Below are 18,622 nucleotides of genomic sequence, written 5' to 3'. Positions count from 1 at the left end.
CTCAGAGGGTTCCTCCTGAACTGCTCCCCGACCGCAGGTGACACCACGTCACTTCGGGAGGGGAGCAGTCGGGTCAGAGCCAGCCCGCGAACTCCAGCAGCAGTTCCGCGTCCTGGAGGCGGCCGACCCGCCGGGCCCGTACGCCCGACTCGACCGCCCGGAACAGCGTCCAGCCCCGCAGTCGCTCCTGGTCCACCTCCAGCGACTCGGCGAGCCGCTTCACCCGGCGCCGGGTGATCGACGCACCGGAGGGGGAGGCGATCAGGTCCTCCACCCGGTCGCGGACCAGCCGGGCCAGGTCGAAGGCGCACTCGCCGACCACCGGGTCCGGACCCACGGCCAGCCAGGGCGTGCGCTCACCGGCGAGCACCTTGCTCTGCCGGAAGGTGCCGTGCAGCAGCCGCTCCGCGGGCGCGTCAGCGAGCAGCTCCTCGCGGGCCGCGAGCGCCGTGTCCACCAGCGCCGCGATCTCGGTGTCGTCGTCGCCGACGCTCGCCCGCATCGCCGTGGCCTGTCGCCCGGTCCGCTCGGCAACCGTCTCGAAGACATGGGCCGCGGGCGGCTCGACCCACAGCCGTCGCAGCGTCCCCGCCGCCTCCAGCAGTGCCTTCGCCTCGGGCAGCGACCGCACCGACAGATCGGGCTGGAGCCGCTCCAGGAGAAGGACGCCCTCGGTGTCACCGGGATTGAGCAGCTGCACCGCGCCCCGGCCGTCCCAGTGCGCGAGCGCGGCCCGCTCGCTCGCCGGACGGGCCCGCTCGGGCGCCAGCTTCAGCACGGCGGGCGTCCCGTCGATCAGGCGCACGAGAACGACCAGGCTGCTGCGCCCACCCGGCGCCTGCACCCGCTCGACGGTCAACTCGCGTAGGTCAACGGCCTCTTGGGCCAGCTCAGGCAGCTTTTCCAGCCACTCGCCGACTCCGTCGGACCCGTTGTGCCGCGTCTCGCCGAGCGCCCGCACGAGGCGCTGCGGCGGTTCGAAAGCCATACGCGAGATGTTCCTTTCGAGGTCGCGTTGCGTGGGCGGTGCCCACCTGTGCGGTGCCCACGCGTGCGGCGTCGACACGTGCGGTCGCTACGTGCGCGGTGTCTACGTGTGCGGTGCCGCCGACGCGGAGGGCGTGCCCGTGTCCGTGCCGGTGGCCGCCGCCCGCTCGGCGAGACCAGGGAAGGCTACGCTCTCCCCGCTCCAGCGCACCGCCCGCACTGCCGCCTCCCGCAGCGCCTCGGCGGCCGTACGCCGCCGGTCGCCCGCCGAGGCGCGTACGAGATCGGAGTACACCCCGGCCACCCGCTCCTCCAGCTCCGCGGCGAGCCGCACGGCCGCCGCCGAGTCCTGTACCGGGAAGGGCAGCGCGTACCCGGCGGCCGCGGCCACGGGCTTGCCGTCCAGGTCCCGTACGGCCCGCACCAGCGCGTCGCGGCGTGCCCGGTGCGCGTCGTACGCCGCTCGCGCCTCGTCCCGCCGGCCTCCCTGGACCTTGCCGCCGACCACGCCGTACCCGTAGACGGCGGCGTGCTCCGCCCCGAGCGCGGCCTGCAGGGCCCGCAGCTCCGCTGCCCTTGCCGTGTCCTTGTCCGACCCGCTCACTTCGCCCCCTCCGTCAGCAGAAACGCGTGCGCGGCCCCGGCCGCCGCGACCGACGCCAGCAGCCTCGCCAGCTCTCCCGGCGCCTGAACCAGCGCCTTCGTACGCTCGTCCGCCAGCGTGCGCTCGGCCGTCGCGAGCTCGGCGAGCGCGTCCTTCTCCCGCACCGGCACAGCGGGGGACCCGCTCACCGAAGCCGAAGCCGAAGCCGATGCCGACCCCGAAGCGGACGCAGAAGCGGGCTCGGAAGCCGATGCCGAAGCCGACGCCCCGTGCCCGCCCCCGAACGCCTCCGCATGCCGTACGACCTCCGCGTGCAGCGGCCGCAGCCGCCCCGCCAGCGGCGGATGCGCGGCGATCACGGCGGCGTACCGCCCGGCCAGCGTCTCGCTGTCGCGCGCCGCACGCGCGCGTGCCCGGACGGCGGCCGAGGGGCTGCCGCCCGTGGTGTCGGCGGCGGACTCGGGGTCGGGGGCGGAACAGCCCGCGAGCACCAGGGCGCCCGCGGCCGAAGCGAGCAGGCTCCTTCGGCGCGGCCCCGAGGGGGTGCGCGGCGGCAGGGGGAACGGCACGGCAGACGTCCTCGGCAGGCTCGTACGAAAGGGAGGGCGGCACGCCCGTGATCACGGTACCCGCGCCCGGGGCGATCACCGGCCAGCGGCTCTCCCGCAACCGCTTCCCACGCCCGTACAGCCCGAAGTGCGGCTCCGGTGGACGGCAACACCCTCCGGGACCGGATACCCTTTGACCTGACACGCGACCTACCCACAACAGCACACGCGGCCGAGGAGTCACCCGGATGAGCACCACCCAGAGCGAGAGGCTGCGAGAACTGCTGGAACCGCTCGTCAGCTCCCAGGGACTCGATCTCGAAGAGATCGCCGTGGACTCGGTCGGGCGCAAGCGGGTGCTGCGTGTCGTCGTCGACTCGGATACCGGTGCGGACCTAGACCAGATCGCCGATGTGAGCCGCGCGCTCTCGGCGAAGCTCGACGAGAGCGACCTGATGGGCCAGGGAGAGTACGACCTGGAGGTCGGAACCCCCGGTGCCGAGCGGGAACTCACGGAGCACCGCCACTACGTACGTGCCGTCGACCGCCTGGTGAAGTTCAAGCTCACCGAGGCCGCCGGCGCCGGTGAACTCGTCGCGCGGATCCTCGAAGTGGACGACGAGGGCATCGACACCGAAGTGCCCGGCGTGAAGGGCCGCAAGGCCACCGCCAGACGGCTCGCCTTCGCGGACGTCGCCAAGGCGCGCGTGCAGGTCGAGTTCAACCGCAAGAACAAGAACGAAGAGACCGAAGAGAACGCAGAGGAGGCGTAGCCGTGGACATCGACATGAGTGCCCTGCGGGGCTTGGTACGGGAGAAGGAGATCTCCTTCAGCCTGCTGGTCGAGGCGATCGAGTCGGCCCTCCTCATCGCCTACCACCGCACCGAGGGAAGCCGCCGTCACGCGCGCGTGGAGCTCAACCGGGAGACCGGCCATGTGACCGTGTGGGCGAAGGAGGACCCCGAGGACCTGGAGGAGGGGCAGGAGGCGCGCGAGTTCGACGACACCCCGTCGGGCTTCGGCCGTATCGCCGCCACCACCGCCAAGCAGGTCATCCTGCAGCGTCTGCGCGACGCCGAGGACGACGCGACGCTCGGCGAGTACGCGGGCCGCGAGGGCGACATCGTCACCGGTGTCGTCCAGCAGGGCCGCGACCCGAAGAACGTCCTCGTGGACATCGGCAAGCTCGAGGCCATCCTGCCCGTGCAGGAGCAGGTCCCCGGCGAGTCGTACCAGCACGGGCTGCGCCTGCGTTCGTACGTCGTCCGGGTGGCGAAGGGTGTGCGCGGTCCGTCCGTGACGCTCTCGCGCACGCACCCCAACCTGGTGAAGAAGCTGTTCGCGCTGGAGGTGCCGGAGATCGCCGACGGTTCCGTCGAGATCTCCGCGATCGCCCGCGAGGCCGGCCACCGCACGAAGATCGCCGTCCGGTCCACCCGGTCGGGGCTCAACGCCAAGGGCGCCTGCATCGGCCCGATGGGCGGCCGGGTGCGCAACGTGATGGCCGAGCTGAACGGCGAGAAGATCGACATCGTCGACTGGTCGGACGACCCGGCCGAGATGGTGGCGAACGCGCTGTCGCCGGCCCGGGTCTCCAAGGTCGAGGTCGTCGACCTCGCGGCCCGCTCCGCGCGCGTGACGGTCCCCGACTACCAGCTGTCCCTGGCGATCGGCAAGGAAGGGCAGAATGCCCGGCTTGCGGCCCGCCTCACCGGCTGGCGCATCGACATCCGTCCCGACATCGAACAGCCCGGGAGCGCGGACGGGGAATAGATCTGAGCCGTAAGTGGCTTGGATCACGACAACAACCGTTCGACTTTTGCCCCAAAGGGGTGAGGTCGGTGCGGGGAGGTAGACTTAGCAGTGTCTGGCCGGACGCGAGCCCGCGCATGCCCTGAGCGCACCTGTGTGGGGTGCCGGGAGCGAGCGGCCAAGAGCGATCTGCTGCGCATCGTGGCGGTCGAGGGCGAATGTGCCCCCGATCTTCGCGGTACGCTGCCCGGCCGGGGTGCGTATGTGCACCCCGCCCTGGTCTGTCTCGATCTGGCGGTCCGCCGCCGGGCGATCCCACGGGCGCTGCGTGTCCCGGGACCGCTCGACACCGCGGCGTTGCGCCTGCACGTCGAGCAGGCAACACCGTAAGAGCGAGTCGTACGGAACCTCCGTGCGGCCCGGTATTCCGCGAGTTGGAAGTAGGTCGAGATTGCGATGAGCACTCGATGAGCACGCGATGAGTACGCCCATGAAGTAGCGACGGTCCGGACGCAACCCGGACCTAAAAGGAGCGAAGTGGCTAAGGTCCGGGTATACGAACTCGCCAAGGAGTTCGGGGTGGAGAGCAAGGTCGTCATGGCCAAGCTCCAAGAACTCGGTGAATTTGTCCGTTCGGCGTCCTCGACGATCGAGGCGCCCGTTGTACGCAAGCTGACTGATGCCCTCCAGCAGGGCAACGGAGGCGGCAAGCCCGCCCCCCGCAAGGCTGCCCCGGCGAAGCCCGGTGCGCCTTCTCCCGCGCAGGCCGCCCGTCCGGCAGCCCCGCGCCCGCCGGCCCCGAAGCCGGCCGTCGCGGAGAAGCCCGCGGCCGCCGCTCCGGTGACCCCGGCTGCTCCGGGCCCGCGCCCGGGCCCCAAGCCTGCCCCGAAGCCCGCTCCGGCGGCTCCGGCTCCGGCCGTGCCCGAGTTCACCGCGCCCCCGTCGGCTCCCGTGGCTCCGGCCGCGAGTGCCGGTGCAGGCGCCCCTGCCGCACGTCCGGCTTCCCGTCCCGGCGCCCCGAAGCCCGGTGGCGCACGTCCGGCCGGTCCCGCACAGGGCGGCCAGGGCCGTGGAGAGCGTCCCGAGCGCGGCGACCGTCAGGGCGCCCCGCGTCCCGGCGGCCAGACCCCGCGTCCCGGTGGCGCCCGTCCGGCCGGTCCCCGTCCGGGCAACAACCCGTTCACCTCTGGTGGCTCCACCGGCATGGCGCGCCCGCAGGCGCCCCGTCCGGGCGGCGCCCCGCGTCCCGGCGGCGACCGTCCCGGCGGCGCTCCGCGTCCGCAGGGCGCGGGTCAGGACCGTGCTCCCCGTCCCCAGGGCGGTCCCGGCGGCGCTCCGCGCCCCCAGGGCGGTCCGGGCGGTGCCCGTCCGACTCCGGGCGGCATGCCCCGTCCGCAGGGCGGCGCTCCGCGTCCCGGCGGTGGCCCCGGTGGCAACCGTCCCAACCCCGGCATGATGCCGCAGCGTCCCGCTGCGGGTAGCCCGCGTCCCGGCGGTGGCCCCGGTGGCCGCGGTCCCGGTGGCGGCGGCGGTCGTCCCGGTGGTCCCGGTGGCGGCGGCGGTCGTCCGGGTGGCGGCGGCTTCGCCGGTCGTCCCGGTGGCGGCGGTGGCGGTTTCGCCGGTCGTCCGGCTGGTCCCGGCGGTGGCGGTGGCGGTTTCGCCGGCCGTCCCGGTGGTCCCGGCGGTGGCGGCGGCGGTCGTCCCGGCTTCGGTGGTCGTCCCGGTGGTCCCGGTGGCCGTGGTGGCACGCAGGGCGCCTTCGGTCGTCCCGGCGGTCCCGCGCGTCGTGGTCGCAAGTCGAAGCGGCAGAGGCGCCAGGAGTACGAGGCCATGCAGGCCCCGTCGGTCGGCGGCGTGATGCTGCCTCGCGGCAACGGACAGTCCGTCCGCCTGTCGCGCGGTGCGTCGCTCACCGACTTCGCCGAGAAGATCGGCGCCAACCCGGCGTCGCTCGTCGGCGTGATGATGAACCTCGGCGAGATGGTCACTGCCACGCAGTCCGTCTCCGACGAGACGCTGAAGCTCCTCGCGGACGAGATGAACTTCGTCCTCGAGATCGTCAGCCCCGAGGAGGAGGACCGCGAGCTGCTCGAGTCCTTCGACATCGAGTTCGGCGAGGACGAGGGCGACGAGGACGACCTCGTGGTCCGTCCGCCGGTCGTGACCGTCATGGGTCACGTCGACCACGGTAAGACCCGCCTTCTCGACACCATCCGCAAGACGAACGTCGTCGCGGGCGAGGCCGGCGGTATCACGCAGCACATCGGTGCGTACCAGGTCGCGACCGAGGTCAACGGTGAAGAGCGCAGGATCACCTTCATCGACACCCCCGGTCACGAGGCGTTCACCGCCATGCGTGCCCGTGGTGCCAAGTCGACCGACATCGCGATCCTCGTGGTGGCGGCCAACGACGGTGTGATGCCCCAGACGATCGAGGCGTTGAACCACGCCAAGGCGGCCGACGTGCCGATCGTGGTCGCGGTCAACAAGATCGACGTCGAGGGCGCGGACCCGACCAAGGTGCGCGGTCAGCTCACCGAGTTCGGTCTGGTGGCCGAGGAGTACGGCGGCGACACGATGTTCGTCGACATCTCCGCCAAGCAGGGCCTCAACATCGAGAGCCTGCTGGAGGCCGTGGTCCTGACCGCGGACGCCTCGCTCGACCTGCGGGCCAACCCGGAGCAGGACGCGCAGGGTATTGCGATCGAGTCCCACCTCGACCGCGGCCGCGGTGCCGTTTCGACGGTCCTGGTCCAGCGCGGCACGCTGCGCATCGGCGACACGATGGTGGTCGGCGACGCGTACGGCCGTGTCCGGGCGATGCTCGACGACAACGGCAACAACGTCGAGGAAGCGGGTCCGTCGACCCCCGTCCTGGTCCTGGGTCTCACCAACGTCCCGGGCGCCGGCGACAACTTCCTGGTCGTCGACGAGGACCGCACGGCGCGTCAGATCGCCGAGAAGCGCGCGGCGCGCGAGCGCAACGCCAACTTCGCCCGGCGTGGAGTCCGGTTCTCCCTGGAGAACCTGGACGAGGCGCTCAAGGCCGGCCTGGTGCAGGAACTCAACCTCATCATCAAGGGCGACGCGTCCGGTTCGGTGGAGGCTCTCGAGTCCTCGCTGCTCCAGCTCGACGTCGGCGAAGAGGTCGACATCCGCGTCCTGCACCGCGGTGTGGGTGCGGTCACCGAGTCGGACATCAACCTGGCGACCGGCTCCGACGCCATCGTCATCGGCTTCAACGTCCGCGCTGCGGGCCGCGCGGCGCAGATGGCGGAGCGCGAGGGCGTCGACGTCCGGTACTACTCGGTGATCTACCAGGCCATCGAGGAGATCGAGGCGGCCCTCAAGGGCATGCTCAAGCCGGAGTACGAGGAGGTCGAGCTCGGCACGGCGGAGATCCGCGAGGTCTTCAAGTCGTCCAAGCTGGGCAACATCGCCGGTGTCCTGGTCCGCTCCGGAGAGGTCAAGCGCAACACCAAGGCGCGCCTCATCCGCGACGGCAAGGTCATCGCGGAGAGCCTCAACATCTCCGGTCTGCGTCGCTTCAAGGACGACGTCACCGAGATCCGCGAAGGCTTCGAGGGCGGTATCAACCTCGGAAACTTCAACGACATCAAGGTCGACGACGTCATCGCGACCTACGAGATGCGCGAGAAGCCCCGCTCGTAGAGCGCGGCCCACTCGGTATCCGAGTATCGGTCCGGTCCGGGGCCGGTCGGCGGAGAGTAATTTCCGTCGATCGGCCCCGGCCGTTCGTTGTACGGTTCTGATGACCCTGCCAAGCGCATTGGCAGGGCATCTATCCCGTACCGGCGGGACATCCGGATCACACATGTATGTGGGGACTCTGTCCTTCGACCTCCTTCTCGGCGACGTACGGTCCCTGAAGGAGAAGCGTTCCGTCGTCCGCCCGATCGTGGCCGAGCTCCAGCGCAAGTACGCGGTGAGCGCGGCGGAGGTCGAGCACATGGACCTGCACCGCAGGGCCGGCATCGGCCTGGCGGTCGTCTCCGGCGACGCGGGCCATCTGACCGACGTACTGGACGGATGTGAGCGGCTGGTCGCCGGCCGTCCCGAAATCGAGTTGCTGTCGGTACGGCGGCGCTTCCATGGCGACGACGACGAGTGACCGACAACGTAGTGCGTAGCACGTAGTACAGGAAGAACGAGGGAGACGGACCAGTGGCCGACAACGCGCGGGCGAAAAGGCTGGCGGACCTCATCCGAGAGGTGGTGGCCCAGAAGCTGCAGCGCGGGATCAAGGACCCGCGGCTCGGCACGCATGTCACCATCACGGACACCCGGGTCACCGGGGACCTCCGGGAGGCGACCGTCTTCTACACGGTGTACGGGGACGACGAGGAGCGGGCGGCCGCGGCCGCCGGCCTGGAGAGCGCCAAGGGCGTGCTCCGCTCGGCGGTGGGGGCGGCGGCGGGCGTGAAGTTCACTCCTACCCTGACCTTCGTCGCGGATGCCCTGCCGGACACCGCGAAGACCATCGAGGACCTGCTCGACAAGGCGCGGGCCTCGGACGCGAAGGTCCGCGAGGTCTCCGCCGGCGCCGCCTTCGCGGGTGACGCCGACCCGTACAAGAAGCCGGGCGAGGACGACGAGACGGACGGCGACGCCGCGGAATGACCGAGAACAACCGGACGCCCGACGGGCTTGTCATCGTGGACAAGCCGTCGGGCTTCACTTCGCACGACGTGGTGGCCAAGATGCGCGGGATCGCCAGAACCCGCCGCGTCGGCCACGCGGGCACGCTCGACCCCATGGCCACGGGCGTCCTCGTCCTCGGCCTGGAGAAGGCGACCAAGCTCCTCGGGCACCTCGCCCTCACCGAGAAGGAGTACCTCGGTACGATCCGGCTCGGCCAGAACACGATGACGGACGACGCCGAGGGCGACATCACGTCGTCCACGGACGCCTCGGGCGTGCAGCGGGACGCCGTCGACGCGGGCATCGCCAAGCTGTCCGGCGACATCATGCAGGTGCCGTCCAAGGTCAGCGCCATCAAGATCGACGGAGTGCGCTCCTACAAGCGGGCCCGCGAGGGCGAGGACTTCGAGATCCCGGCCCGCCCGGTGAAGATCTCCTCCTTCGCGGTCTACGACATCCGTGACGCCGTGGCCGAGGACGGCACCCCCGTCCTCGACCTGGTCGTCTCGGTGGTCTGCTCGTCCGGCACCTACATCCGGGCGATCGCGCGCGATCTGGGCGCCGACCTCGGCGTCGGCGGCCATCTGACCGCCCTGCGCCGCACCCGCGTCGGCCCCTACAAGCTCGACTCCGCGCGCACCCTCGACCAGCTCCAGCAGGAGCTGACCGTGATGCCGATCGCCGAGGCCGCCACCGCCGCGTTCCCCCGCTGGGACGTGGACACCCGGCGCGCCCGGCTCCTGCTCAACGGGGTACGCCTGGAGATGCCCGAGGAGTACGCGGGCAAGGGCGCCGTGGCGGTCTTCGACCCCGCGGGCAGCTTCCTGGCGCTGGTGGAGGAACAGAAGGGCAAGGCGAAGAGCCTCGCCGTGTTCGGGGCCTAGCCGCTCCCGACGCGCTGCCCGTGGAGCGGCGGTCACGGGGACGTGCCCGCCGCTCCAAGGTCCCCCCTCGGTTCCCCCACCCAAGGGTGTATCCATCCGAAGGCCCCGATTCACCCCTTCGGGCAGGCGCTCGGAGTGAACCGAGGGAGCGGAAGGGGGCGCGTTCGCCGCGCGATCTGTCCCGCTGATCACCCCGCGCCTACCTTCGGAAGAAGGAGCACGGCGGGGAGGTTCGACCATGGCGGGACGGGGCCCGCGCACCGGGGACCGGTACGCACCGGACGACACCCGGGACACGCGGCACGAGGCCCTGGTGCGCATCTGCGACCTGGCGGGGCGCCCGCGCGGCACGGGCTTCGCCGCCGACCACCACGGCACGGTGATCACCAGCCATGAGGCGGTCGACGGACTGGCCCGGCTGGTGCTGCACGCCCCCGGCGACCGCACCTGCGTGGTGAGCGCCGACGCCGTCACCCCACTGCCGGACGCCGACCTGGCACTCGTACGCACCGAAGGTCTCGGCCTCGACCCGCTCCCCGTCACCGTGCGGGACGGGGCCGAGACCGGTGCGTACGTGCGGATCGCCGCGGGCGGCTGGCGCGAGGCCCGGGTCCTCGGCACATCCACCGTGACGTACACGGCGACCGACCGCTTCCATCTCGTCGACCACGCCCTGGAGTTGGCGATCGGCACGGCCGGCACCGACGCGCTGCGGCTGGGCGGCGGAGCGGCCGGCGGCCCCGTCCTCGACGCCTCGACGGGAGCGGTGGTCGCCGTCCTCGGCACCGCGCTGCACACCGGCCGGCGAGCGGCCGGCTTCGCCGTCCCGCTGCGGGGCGCCGGGCTCCGCGAGGTCCTGGACCGCAACGCGGCGACCGTGCCCGCCTATGGAGCCGACCTCAACCTCGCGGGCGTCCTGGAGCTCACGGCGACGTCCGTGGGATCGGACGGGCCGGGGGCGGCGACGTCGGTGGGACCGTCCGGCGGAGCGCCGTCGGGGCCCGTCGAACGGGCCGACACCGTAAGGGAGTTCGCCCTCTTCGAGGCCGGCCCGGCCACCGTCCTCGGGCTCGTCGGACCGCCCGGCAGCGGCCGTACGACGGAACTGGCGGCCCTCGCCGCACGCCGCACCCGGGGCGCGGCACCAGCGCCCACCCTGTGGCTGCGGGGGGCCGACCTCCGGGACACGGACACCTCCGTGGCGGACGCGGCGGCGCGGGCGCTGGAGCGGGCGGGGCGGATCGTGGCGGCGCCGGGGGACAGCGGGGGAACGGCTTCGGGGGTGCTGCCCGTCGCCGGCTACGACGGTGAGCTGGGTGACATCGGGCCCGAACGCCTGGCGCGGCTCGCGTGCGACGCCGGCCGCCCGCTGCTGCTCCTCCTCGACAGCCCGGAGGAGATGCCGCCCGCGCTCGCCCACCGGCTGCCCGAGTGGACCGGCGGGACGGCCGAGTGGCTGAAGGAGAGCGGGGCGCGGCTCGTCGTCGCCTGCCGGGCGGAGTACTGGGAGCAGGCGGGGGCGGGGTTCCCGCGTGAGCTGCTGCACGGGGACGGGGGCGCCGTGCCCGCGCCGTGCGCGAGCGGGTCGTTGCCGCCCTGCGTGTGGCTGGGCGACCTGACGCAGGAGGAGGCGCGTCGGGCCAGGGCGCGCCACGGGATTCCCGAGGGGGCCCTCGCAGAGGCCGACGCACGGCATCCGCTCGCGCTCAGGCTGCTGGCGGAGGTGCGGGCCGCGCTGCCGGACGCGCCGACCGGACGGCCCGACCGGGACGAGATCTTCGCCGCCCACCTGGACCTGATGTGCCTGCGCGTCGCCGTCCGGCTCGCCGCGGCGGGCGGGCTGCGCGGCAGGGCCGTACGACGCCTCGCGGCCCAGGTCTCCGGCCAAGTACACGAAGCTGCCCGCCGCTCCCTGGGGCCCGGGCAGGGCGAGCTGGACCGCGAGTCCTTCGAGGCGGTCTTCCCGTGGGGCTCCGCCACCGGGCGCCGCCTCGGCTCCACCACGGGCTGGGCCTCCGCCGTCCTCACCGAGGGCCTCCTCGTGCCCGCGGGCAACGGCTACCGCTTCGCCCACGAGGAACTCGCCGACTGGATCCAGGGCATGCATCTGGACCTGGACGCGGCTCTGCACTCCCTGGTCCACCGGGCCCGCACCTCCCGGCCCGCGGTGGAGCGGCACGGGCTCCAGGCCCTCCCCGTTCCCCGGCACCGCATCGGCCCCGTCGTCCAGGCCCTGCTGCTCCTGGGCCGGCAGGAGGGCCCCGCCGCGCTGGGGCGCCGTCTGGAGGACCTGGTCCACGCGGCCGACGCCCTGCTGCCCGCCGTACCCGCGCCCCTCGGGGCCCCCACGTGGTGGGCCGTTCACCTGGTCGGAGACGTCCTGCTGCGCGTGCCCGACGCGACAGCGTACGCCGGGGTCCTGCGGCTGCTCGCCGAGCGGATCGTGGCGTGGCGGGAGGAAGGCCGGGGTGTGCCGGAGGAGTTCGGCCCACCGTTCTGGGAGGGACTTCAGCTGCCGGAGGCGGAACGGTTCGACCTGCTGAGGCGGCTGGTGGTGGCGGACGAGGCCCGTGGCACAACGCCTCCGCCATCGGAGTCGCGCGATACCGGCGACTTCGGCTGGGGGGTTGCTGGTCCGGTCGGCCCCGCCGCTGACGCTGACCGCTCTGCCGGGCAGGCCACCACCCCCACCCGCTACCTCGACGCCGTGGCCCGCCTCCTCGCAGCCGCCCCCGCCGCCGTACAACCGCACCTCACCCGCTGGTTCGACGACGAGCGCCCGCTGCCCGCGACCCCCGACGCGACCGTGGCGACGGCGGCGCAGGCGTTGCTGTACGCGCATCGGCGGCGGGCGCTGGACGATCTCGCGGAGGCGTTGGTGGGGTGTGCGCATCGGCGGGGGGACGAGTTGCTGGGGGTGCTGGCGGAGGAGGAGCCGTCGGCGGTGTGCCGGGCGGTGGACCGGTGGGCGCACGACGAGCGGCCGGCGCGGCGGGTGGCGGCGGTGGCGTACGGGCTGCGGGCCGCGCCGCACGTACGGACGGAGGCCGATCGCGAGCTGCTGCGCTACGCGGCGCTCGCCCTGCTGTCCCGCCCCGCCGACTGCACGCTGCACGGCGGCGCCCTCGGCCTCCTCGTACGAGATCCGAGCACCCGCGCCCGCTATCTGCCGCAAGCCCTGGAGCGCTTCGCGGCCGGTGACCCGCAGGTGCCCGCGGGCCCGCTGGTCGCTGCCCTCGCCACCCACTCCGACGCGGTCCTCGGGGCGTTCCGGGCCAGGCTGAGCGGGCCGGGACCCGACACGGGCGAGGCCCTGCGCGCCCTCGCCGACGTCACCACGCCCGCCCTCGCCCGCCGGGTCGCCACGCTCGTACGGGAAGTCGTGGAGCTGTGCCCGGAGGCGGCCACCCCGGTGGCCGCGTACGTCGACCGGGTGCTGGAGGAACACGGGCCCGCCGCGCGCCCGGTGCTCCATCCGCTGGTCAGCGGCCTGTTGGAGGGCCGTCCACCGCAGGTGCGGGCGGCGCTCGCGGCTGTCCTCGCGGCGCCGGGCAGCCGGCCGTCCCGGCCCCTGCGCCACGAGCTGCTGGAGCTGCTCCTCGCGCGCGAGGGAGACCCGGCTGTCCTCGACGCGCTGCTGCGGGCCGCCGCGGACGGCGCGGCGCGCGGCGACGACGCCGAGCACACCCGCGAGCTGGTGCACCGCGCCGGACTGCTCCTGGTCCGCACCCCGGCCGGAGCCACCGGCTTCGACCGCGGCCTCGTCGACCTGGCCAGGCAGGTCCCCGGCTTCGCCGTCCTCGTGGCCCGCTGGCTGACCGGCGCGCCCGAGGAGTGGGCCGGGGTGGTCGGCCCCAGCACCCGTCGCATGATCGAGAACCTGGCCGGGGCGCGGGTCCCCGCCTGAGCCGTACTCCGCCGGGCGCGCCGTGCTCCTCGTCACAGCGCGATGCCGATGCAAGTCGAGAGCGCCCGGCATGGCACCCTTAGAGCTGCGTAAGAGGCAATCACGGACACGGGTTCGAGTTCGAGTTCGACAAGGAGCGGTCACAGTGCAGCGCTGGCGTGGCTTGGAGGACATCCCCGAGGACTGGGGGCGCAGCGTCGTCACCATCGGTTCCTACGACGGGGTGCACCGCGGGCACCAGCTGATCATCAAGCATGCCGTGGACCGCGCCCGTGAGCTGGGCGTTCCCTCCGTCGTCGTCACCTTCGACCCGCACCCCAGCGAGGTCGTGCGCCCCGGCAGCCACCCGCCGCTGCTCGCGCCGCATCACCGCCGCGCCGAACTGATGGCCGAGCTGGGCGTGGACGAGCTGCTCATCCTTCCCTTCACCACCGAGTTCTCGAAGCTGTCGCCGGCCGACTTCGTCGTGAAGGTCCTCGTCGACAAGCTGCACGCCAAGGCCGTCGTCGAGGGCCCCAACTTCCGCTTCGGCCACAAGGCCGCCGGCAACGTCGACTTCCTCGTCGAGCAGGGCCGGACGTACGACTTCGACGTCGAGGTCGTCGATCTGTACGTGTCGGGCGAGGCGGGCGGCGGAGAGCCCTTCTCCTCGACCCTGACCCGGCGGCTGGTCGCCGAGGGCGATGTCGAGGGCGCGCGCGAGATCCTCGGACGCCCGCACCGTGTCGAGGGCATCGTCGTGCGCGGCGCCCAGCGCGGCCGCGAACTCGGCTTCCCCACCGCCAACGTCGAGACCCTCCCGCACACCGCGATCCCGGCCGACGGTGTCTACGCCGGCTGGCTGCACGTCGAGGGCGAGGCCATGCCGGCCGCGATCTCCGTCGGCACCAACCCGCAGTTCGACGGCACCGAGCGCACCGTCGAGGCGTACGCCATCGACCGCGTCGGCCTCGACCTGTACGGCTTGCACGTCGCCGTCGACTTCCTCGCCTACGTCCGCGGCATGGCCAAGTTCGACTCCATCGAGGCGCTGCTCGAGGCCATCGCGGACGATGTGAAGCGCTCGCGCGAGCTGATCGAGGCGTACGACGGGGAGTAACTCCCGTCCGTAGTACGCGAGTTCGTGGTGCGTGAGTCCTTGGTACGTGGGTCTGTCGTGTGGCCTGTTGTACGTGAATGGGGGCGGCCGGTGCTCGTCGAAGCACCGGCCGCCCCCATCGCCGTACTCACTGCGTGACGGTTGCCCGCGCCCAGTGGCACGCCACCTGCGCCTCGCCGCCCCCGCTCAGCACCTCCAGGTCCTGGCTCCGGCAGGCGTCCGCGACCCCGGCCCGCTCGGCCTCGCCGCTCGCCAGGATCTGGCAGCGCGCGTGGAAACGGCAGCCGGAGGGGATGCGCGACGGGTCCGGGGGCTCACCCGTCAGGACCACCGGGTCGCCGGGGGCCTCCGGGAGCACCGACAACAGAGCTTGGGTGTACGGATGCTGAGGTGACGTCAGAACCTGTTCGACCTCGCCCGTCTCCACGATCCGGCCCAGATACATCACCGCGACCCGGTCGGCGATGTTCCACGCCAGCCCCAGGTCATGGGTCACCACCAGGGCGGACAGGCCGAGTTCGGACCTCAGACGCAGCAGCAGGGCGAGGATCTCGCCGCGCACGGACGCGTCGAGGGACGCCACCGGCTCGTCGGCGACGATGAGTTCGGGTTCCAGGACGAGCGCGCCGGCGATCACGACACGCTGACGCTGGCCGCCGGACAGCTCGTGGGGATAGCGCAGGAAGAACCGCTCCGGCGGCCTGAGCCCGGCCCGGGAGAGGGCCTCCGTGACCGCGGCCCGCTCGTCGCCGCCGTACCGGTGGATACGCAGACCCTCGGCCACCGCGTCGTACACCGTGTGCCGGGGGTTGAGCGAGCCGCTCGGGTCCTGGAGGACCAGTTGGACGCGTTTGCGGTACGCCTTCAGGGCGCGCGACGAGTAGTCGAGCGGCTTGCCGGCGAAGGTGACGCGGCCCCCGGTCGGCGGGACGAGGCCGAGCAGCGAGCGAGCCAGCGTCGTCTTGCCGCAGCCCGACTCGCCGACCAGTGCGACGATCTCGCCCGGCCGGATGTCGAGGTCGACGCCGTCGACGGCCCGTGCCCGGTCGGCGCCGTGCCGACCGGGAAACGCGACATGCAGGGCCTGGGCGCTGAGCAGCGGTGCCACGGCCGTCACGGGTGTGGCCTCGGGCGTCGTCATACCGTGCTCCTTGCGTCGGGGACCGCCGCGTCCACATGCACACAGGCCGCCCACCGTCCCGCACCCGCGTCCCGCAGCACCTGGTCCTCCGCGGCGCACGAGTCGAGCGCCACCGCGCAGCGCGGATGGAACGTGCAGCCGGACGGCAGAGCGGACGGGTCCGGCGGATCGCCCGGCAGGCCGCGCGGCGCGAACCGCGAGGCCGCGTCGCCGATGCGCGGGAACGCCGCCGACAGGGCCTTGCCGTACGGGTGTTGGGCGTTCTCGTAGACCTGCTGGGCGGGGCCCTCCTCGACGATCCGGCCCGCGTACATCACCGCGAGCCGGTCGCAGGTGTCGGCCAGCACCGCCAGATCGTGGCTGATCATGACGAGGCCGACGTCCTGCTCCGCGACGAGCTGTTCGATCAGGCGCAGGATCTGCGCCTGGATCATCACGTCGAGGGCGGTGGTCGGCTCGTCGGCGATGACGAGCTGCGGGTCGCAGGCCAACGCCATGGCGATCATGACGCGTTGGCGCTGGCCGCCGGAGAGCTCGTGCGGGTAGGCGTCCGCGCGGGCGGCGGGCAGGCCGACGTGTTCGAGGAGTTCGCCGGTCTTCTTCCGCGCGCCCGCCGGAGTCGCCTTCTTGTGCAGCAGGATCGGCTCGGCGATCTGGTCGCCGATGCGGTGCACGGCGTTGAGCGAGTGCATCGCGCCCTGGAAGACGATCGAGGCCCCGGCCCAGCGCACCGCGCGCACCCGGCCCCACTTCATCTTCAGCACGTCCTCGCCGTCGAGCAGGATCTCCCCGCTCGCGCGCGTCCCGGTGGGCAGCAGCCGCAGCAGCGCCAGCGCGAGCGTGGACTTGCCGCAGCCGGACTCGCCCGCGATGCCGAGCTTCTGCCCCGCCTCCAGCGAGAGGTCCACTCCGCGCACGGCGGCCGCTCCGCCCGCGTACGTCACTTCGAGGTTCCTGACCTCCAGGAGCGTCAACGCGCCACCCCCAGCTTGGGGTTGAGAACGGACTCGACCGCGCGGCCGCACAGCGTGAAGGCCAGCGCCACCGTGGCGATCGCGATGCCGGGCGGCACCAGATACCACCACTTGCCGGAGCTGACGGCGCCCGCCTCGCGCGCGTCCTGCAGCAGCCCGCCCCACGACACGACCGTCGGATCACCGAGACCGAGGAAGGCGAGCGTCGCCTCGGCGAGGATCGCCGAGGAGATGATCAGGGTCGTCTGCGCCAGCACCAGCGGCATCACGTTGGGCAGGACATGGCGGGACATGATGTGCCAGTGGCCGCCGCCGAGCGCCTTGGCGCGCTCGATGTAGGGCCGCGACTCCACGGCGAGGGTCTGCGCGCGCACCAGCCGGGCCGTCGTCGGCCAGGTCGTGACGCCGATCGCCAGGATGATCGTGCCGAGCGAGCGGGACATCACGGTGGCGAGGGCGATCGCCAGCACCAGGGTCGGCATGACCAGGAACCAGTCCGTGATCCGCATCATCACGGTCGCGTACCAGCCCTTGAAGTGGCCGGCGGTGACGCCGATGAACGCCCCGATCGCCACCGACAGCACGGCCGCGAGCAGCCCCACCAGCAGCGAGACCCGCGCGCCCCACACCACGAGACCGAGCAGGCTGCGCCCGAACTGGTCGGTGCCCAGCGGGAATTCGGCACTCGGGCTCTCCATCGGATCGCCGGGTGCGCCCGTCACGCTCTGCACGTCGGAGCCGACGGTCAGCGGCGCGGTCAGCGCGATCAGTGCGAAGAGCGCGAGCGCGGCCAGCCCGAAGACACCGGTGTGGTGCGTGCGGTACTGCTTCCAGAAACGGGCGGCGGAGTGGCGCCGGCGCTGCCAGGCAAGCGCCCGGGGGCCTTTCGCCGCCGCCGGAACGCTCACGCCTGCCGGCTCTCCGCCCGTCGGCTCGGCGGCTGTCGATTCGGTCGTCATCGGCCCACCCGGGGGTCGAGCAGCGGATAGATCAGATCGGCCAGCGTGTTCATCACGATCACCGCCGCCGCGAAAACGAAGAACAGTCCCTGGACCAGGGGCAGATCGGGCACGCTCAGCGCCTGGTAGAAGAGACCGCCGAGGCCCGGCCAGGAGAAGACGGTCTCGACGAGGATCACTCCCGCCACGGTCCGGCCGAGGTTGATGAAGATCAGCGTCACGGTCGGCAGCAGCGCGTTGGGCACCGCGTGCCGACGCCGTACGAGATCGTCCCGAAGTCCCTTGGCCCGCGCCGTCGTCAGATAGTCGCTGCCCATCTCGTCGAGCAGCGCCGAGCGGGTGACGAGCAGCGTCTGCCCGTACTCGACCGCGACCAGTGTGACCACCGGCAGGACGAGGTGATGGGCGACATCGAGGACGTACGCGAAGCCCTCCTCGCCGCCCGACTCCATGCCACCGGTCGGGAAGAGGCCGGGGATCGGCCCGATGCCCACCGAGAAGACGATGATGAGCAGCAGCCCGAGCCAGAACGACGGGATGGAGTAGAGCGTCAGCGCCAGACCGGTGTTGAGCCTGTCGCCCAGCCCCCCGTTGCGCCAGGCCGCGCGCGTGCCCAGGAAGATGCCGAGCGCCGTGTAGAGGACGAACGCCGTGCCGGTGAGCAGCAGGGTGTTCGGCAGCGCCTCGCTGATCTTGTCGATGACGGGCGCCCGGAACTGGTACGAGGTGCCGAGGTCGCCGGTGAGCGCCTTGCCGCAGTAGTCCGTGAACTGCTCCCACACCGGCAGGTCGAGCCCGAACTCCCGGCGGTAGGCGGCGAGTTGCTCGGCCGATACCTGGCGACCGCCCGTCATGTACTTGACCGGGTCGCCCGGGATGAGTCGGAAGAGGAAGAAACTGGTGACGAGGACGGCGAGCAGCGAGACGGCCGCGCCGCCGAGCTTGCCCGCCACATACCGCAGATACGCGGTCCTGGTGCGCGCCTTCGGGCCGCGGACCGACGGCCCGGCCTGAGCCGGGCCGTCGGTCGTCTGGACCAGCGCGGGTGTTGCGTCAGCGGTCATGAACTACTCATTCGTTCCGGTGTGTTGCCGTGCCGGTGTG

16 protein-coding genes are annotated in these 18,622 nt (G+C 72.6%); 9 read left to right on the top strand and 7 right to left on the bottom strand.

The features are described 5' to 3' along the window. Window positions 1-73 precede the first annotated feature (73 nt). The 3 genes from AB5J56_RS13365 to AB5J56_RS13355 form a co-directional block, all read right to left on the bottom strand. On the bottom strand, window positions 74-988 hold the full coding sequence (locus AB5J56_RS13365) for an aminoglycoside phosphotransferase family protein (protein WP_369232926.1): 915 nt from the start codon (window positions 986-988) through the stop codon (window positions 74-76). Window positions 989-1,090: 102 nt separating this feature from the next. Continuing rightward, window positions 1,091-1,591, bottom strand: a complete 501-nt coding sequence (locus AB5J56_RS13360) for a ferritin-like domain-containing protein (protein ID WP_369232925.1) — start codon at window positions 1,589-1,591, stop codon at window positions 1,091-1,093. Continuing rightward, window positions 1,588-2,160 carry a hypothetical protein gene (locus AB5J56_RS13355; protein ID WP_369232924.1) on the bottom strand — a complete coding sequence of 191 codons (573 nt, stop codon included), beginning with the start codon at window positions 2,158-2,160 and terminating at the stop codon, window positions 1,588-1,590. Before AB5J56_RS13355 ends, AB5J56_RS13360 begins: the two co-directional genes overlap by 4 nt. Window positions 2,161-2,387: 227 nt before the next feature. Between AB5J56_RS13355 and rimP the strand changes: the two genes are divergently transcribed. The 9 genes from rimP (at window position 2,388) to AB5J56_RS13310 (ending at window position 14,444) form a co-directional block, all read left to right on the top strand. Continuing rightward, entirely contained in the window at window positions 2,388-2,912 is a 525-nt protein-coding gene (rimP, locus tag AB5J56_RS13350) for a ribosome maturation factor RimP (RefSeq protein ID WP_369232923.1), read from the top strand. A 2-nt stretch (window positions 2,913-2,914) separates the two neighbouring features. Continuing rightward, window positions 2,915-3,913 (top strand): transcription termination factor NusA, encoded by a 999-nt coding sequence (gene nusA, locus AB5J56_RS13345; RefSeq protein ID WP_369232922.1) that lies wholly within the window; start codon window positions 2,915-2,917, stop codon window positions 3,911-3,913. 90 nt (window positions 3,914-4,003) lie between these two features. After that, window positions 4,004-4,282, top strand: a complete 279-nt coding sequence (locus AB5J56_RS13340; protein WP_369232921.1) for a YlxR family protein — start codon at window positions 4,004-4,006, stop codon at window positions 4,280-4,282. A gap of 147 nt (window positions 4,283-4,429) precedes the next feature. Beyond that, window positions 4,430-7,564 (top strand): translation initiation factor IF-2, encoded by a 3,135-nt coding sequence (infB, locus tag AB5J56_RS13335; RefSeq protein WP_369232920.1) that lies wholly within the window; start codon window positions 4,430-4,432, stop codon window positions 7,562-7,564. A gap of 163 nt (window positions 7,565-7,727) precedes the next feature. Next, complete coding sequence (locus tag AB5J56_RS13330) at window positions 7,728-8,024, top strand: DUF503 domain-containing protein (protein WP_369232919.1); 297 nt, start codon at window positions 7,728-7,730, stop codon at window positions 8,022-8,024. A gap of 53 nt (window positions 8,025-8,077) precedes the next feature. Continuing rightward, window positions 8,078-8,533 (top strand): 30S ribosome-binding factor RbfA, encoded by a 456-nt coding sequence (gene rbfA, locus AB5J56_RS13325; protein WP_266430683.1) that lies wholly within the window; start codon window positions 8,078-8,080, stop codon window positions 8,531-8,533. After that, window positions 8,530-9,438: a tRNA pseudouridine(55) synthase TruB gene (gene truB, locus AB5J56_RS13320; RefSeq protein WP_369232918.1), complete on the top strand. Its 909-nt coding sequence runs from the start codon at window positions 8,530-8,532 to the stop codon at window positions 9,436-9,438. Before rbfA ends, truB begins: the two co-directional genes overlap by 4 nt. 238 nt (window positions 9,439-9,676) lie before the next feature. Continuing rightward, on the top strand, window positions 9,677-13,345 hold the full coding sequence (locus AB5J56_RS13315; protein ID WP_369232917.1) for a trypsin-like peptidase domain-containing protein: 3,669 nt from the start codon (window positions 9,677-9,679) through the stop codon (window positions 13,343-13,345). Window positions 13,346-13,490: 145 nt separating this feature from the next. Next, window positions 13,491-14,444 (top strand): bifunctional riboflavin kinase/FAD synthetase, encoded by a 954-nt coding sequence (locus tag AB5J56_RS13310; RefSeq protein WP_369232916.1) that lies wholly within the window; start codon window positions 13,491-13,493, stop codon window positions 14,442-14,444. Between the two features lie 127 nt (window positions 14,445-14,571). Here AB5J56_RS13310 and AB5J56_RS13305 read toward each other — a convergent pair whose 3' ends face one another. The 4 genes from AB5J56_RS13305 to AB5J56_RS13290 are packed head-to-tail and all read right to left on the bottom strand — an operon-like array spanning window position 14,572 to window position 18,582. Next, window positions 14,572-15,585, bottom strand: coding sequence for an ABC transporter ATP-binding protein (locus AB5J56_RS13305; RefSeq protein WP_369232915.1), 1,014 nt, complete (start codon window positions 15,583-15,585; stop codon window positions 14,572-14,574). Further along, on the bottom strand, window positions 15,582-16,559 hold the full coding sequence (locus AB5J56_RS13300; protein ID WP_369232914.1) for an ABC transporter ATP-binding protein: 978 nt from the start codon (window positions 16,557-16,559) through the stop codon (window positions 15,582-15,584). The genes AB5J56_RS13305 and AB5J56_RS13300 overlap by 4 nt, the downstream gene beginning before the upstream one ends. Then, complete coding sequence (locus tag AB5J56_RS13295) at window positions 16,556-17,518, bottom strand: ABC transporter permease (protein WP_369232913.1); 963 nt, start codon at window positions 17,516-17,518, stop codon at window positions 16,556-16,558. Before AB5J56_RS13295 ends, AB5J56_RS13300 begins: the two co-directional genes overlap by 4 nt. Beyond that, complete coding sequence (locus AB5J56_RS13290; RefSeq protein WP_369232912.1) at window positions 17,515-18,582, bottom strand: ABC transporter permease; 1,068 nt, start codon at window positions 18,580-18,582, stop codon at window positions 17,515-17,517. The genes AB5J56_RS13295 and AB5J56_RS13290 overlap by 4 nt, the downstream gene beginning before the upstream one ends. Window positions 18,583-18,622: the final 40 nt, after the last annotated feature.

The organism is Streptomyces sp. R21, from assembly GCF_041051975.1.
Classification (GTDB): Bacteria; Actinomycetota; Actinomycetes; order Streptomycetales; family Streptomycetaceae; genus Streptomyces.
The sequence above is the reverse complement of the archived record's forward strand: the minus strand, read 5'-3'. Positions and strand labels throughout refer to the sequence as shown.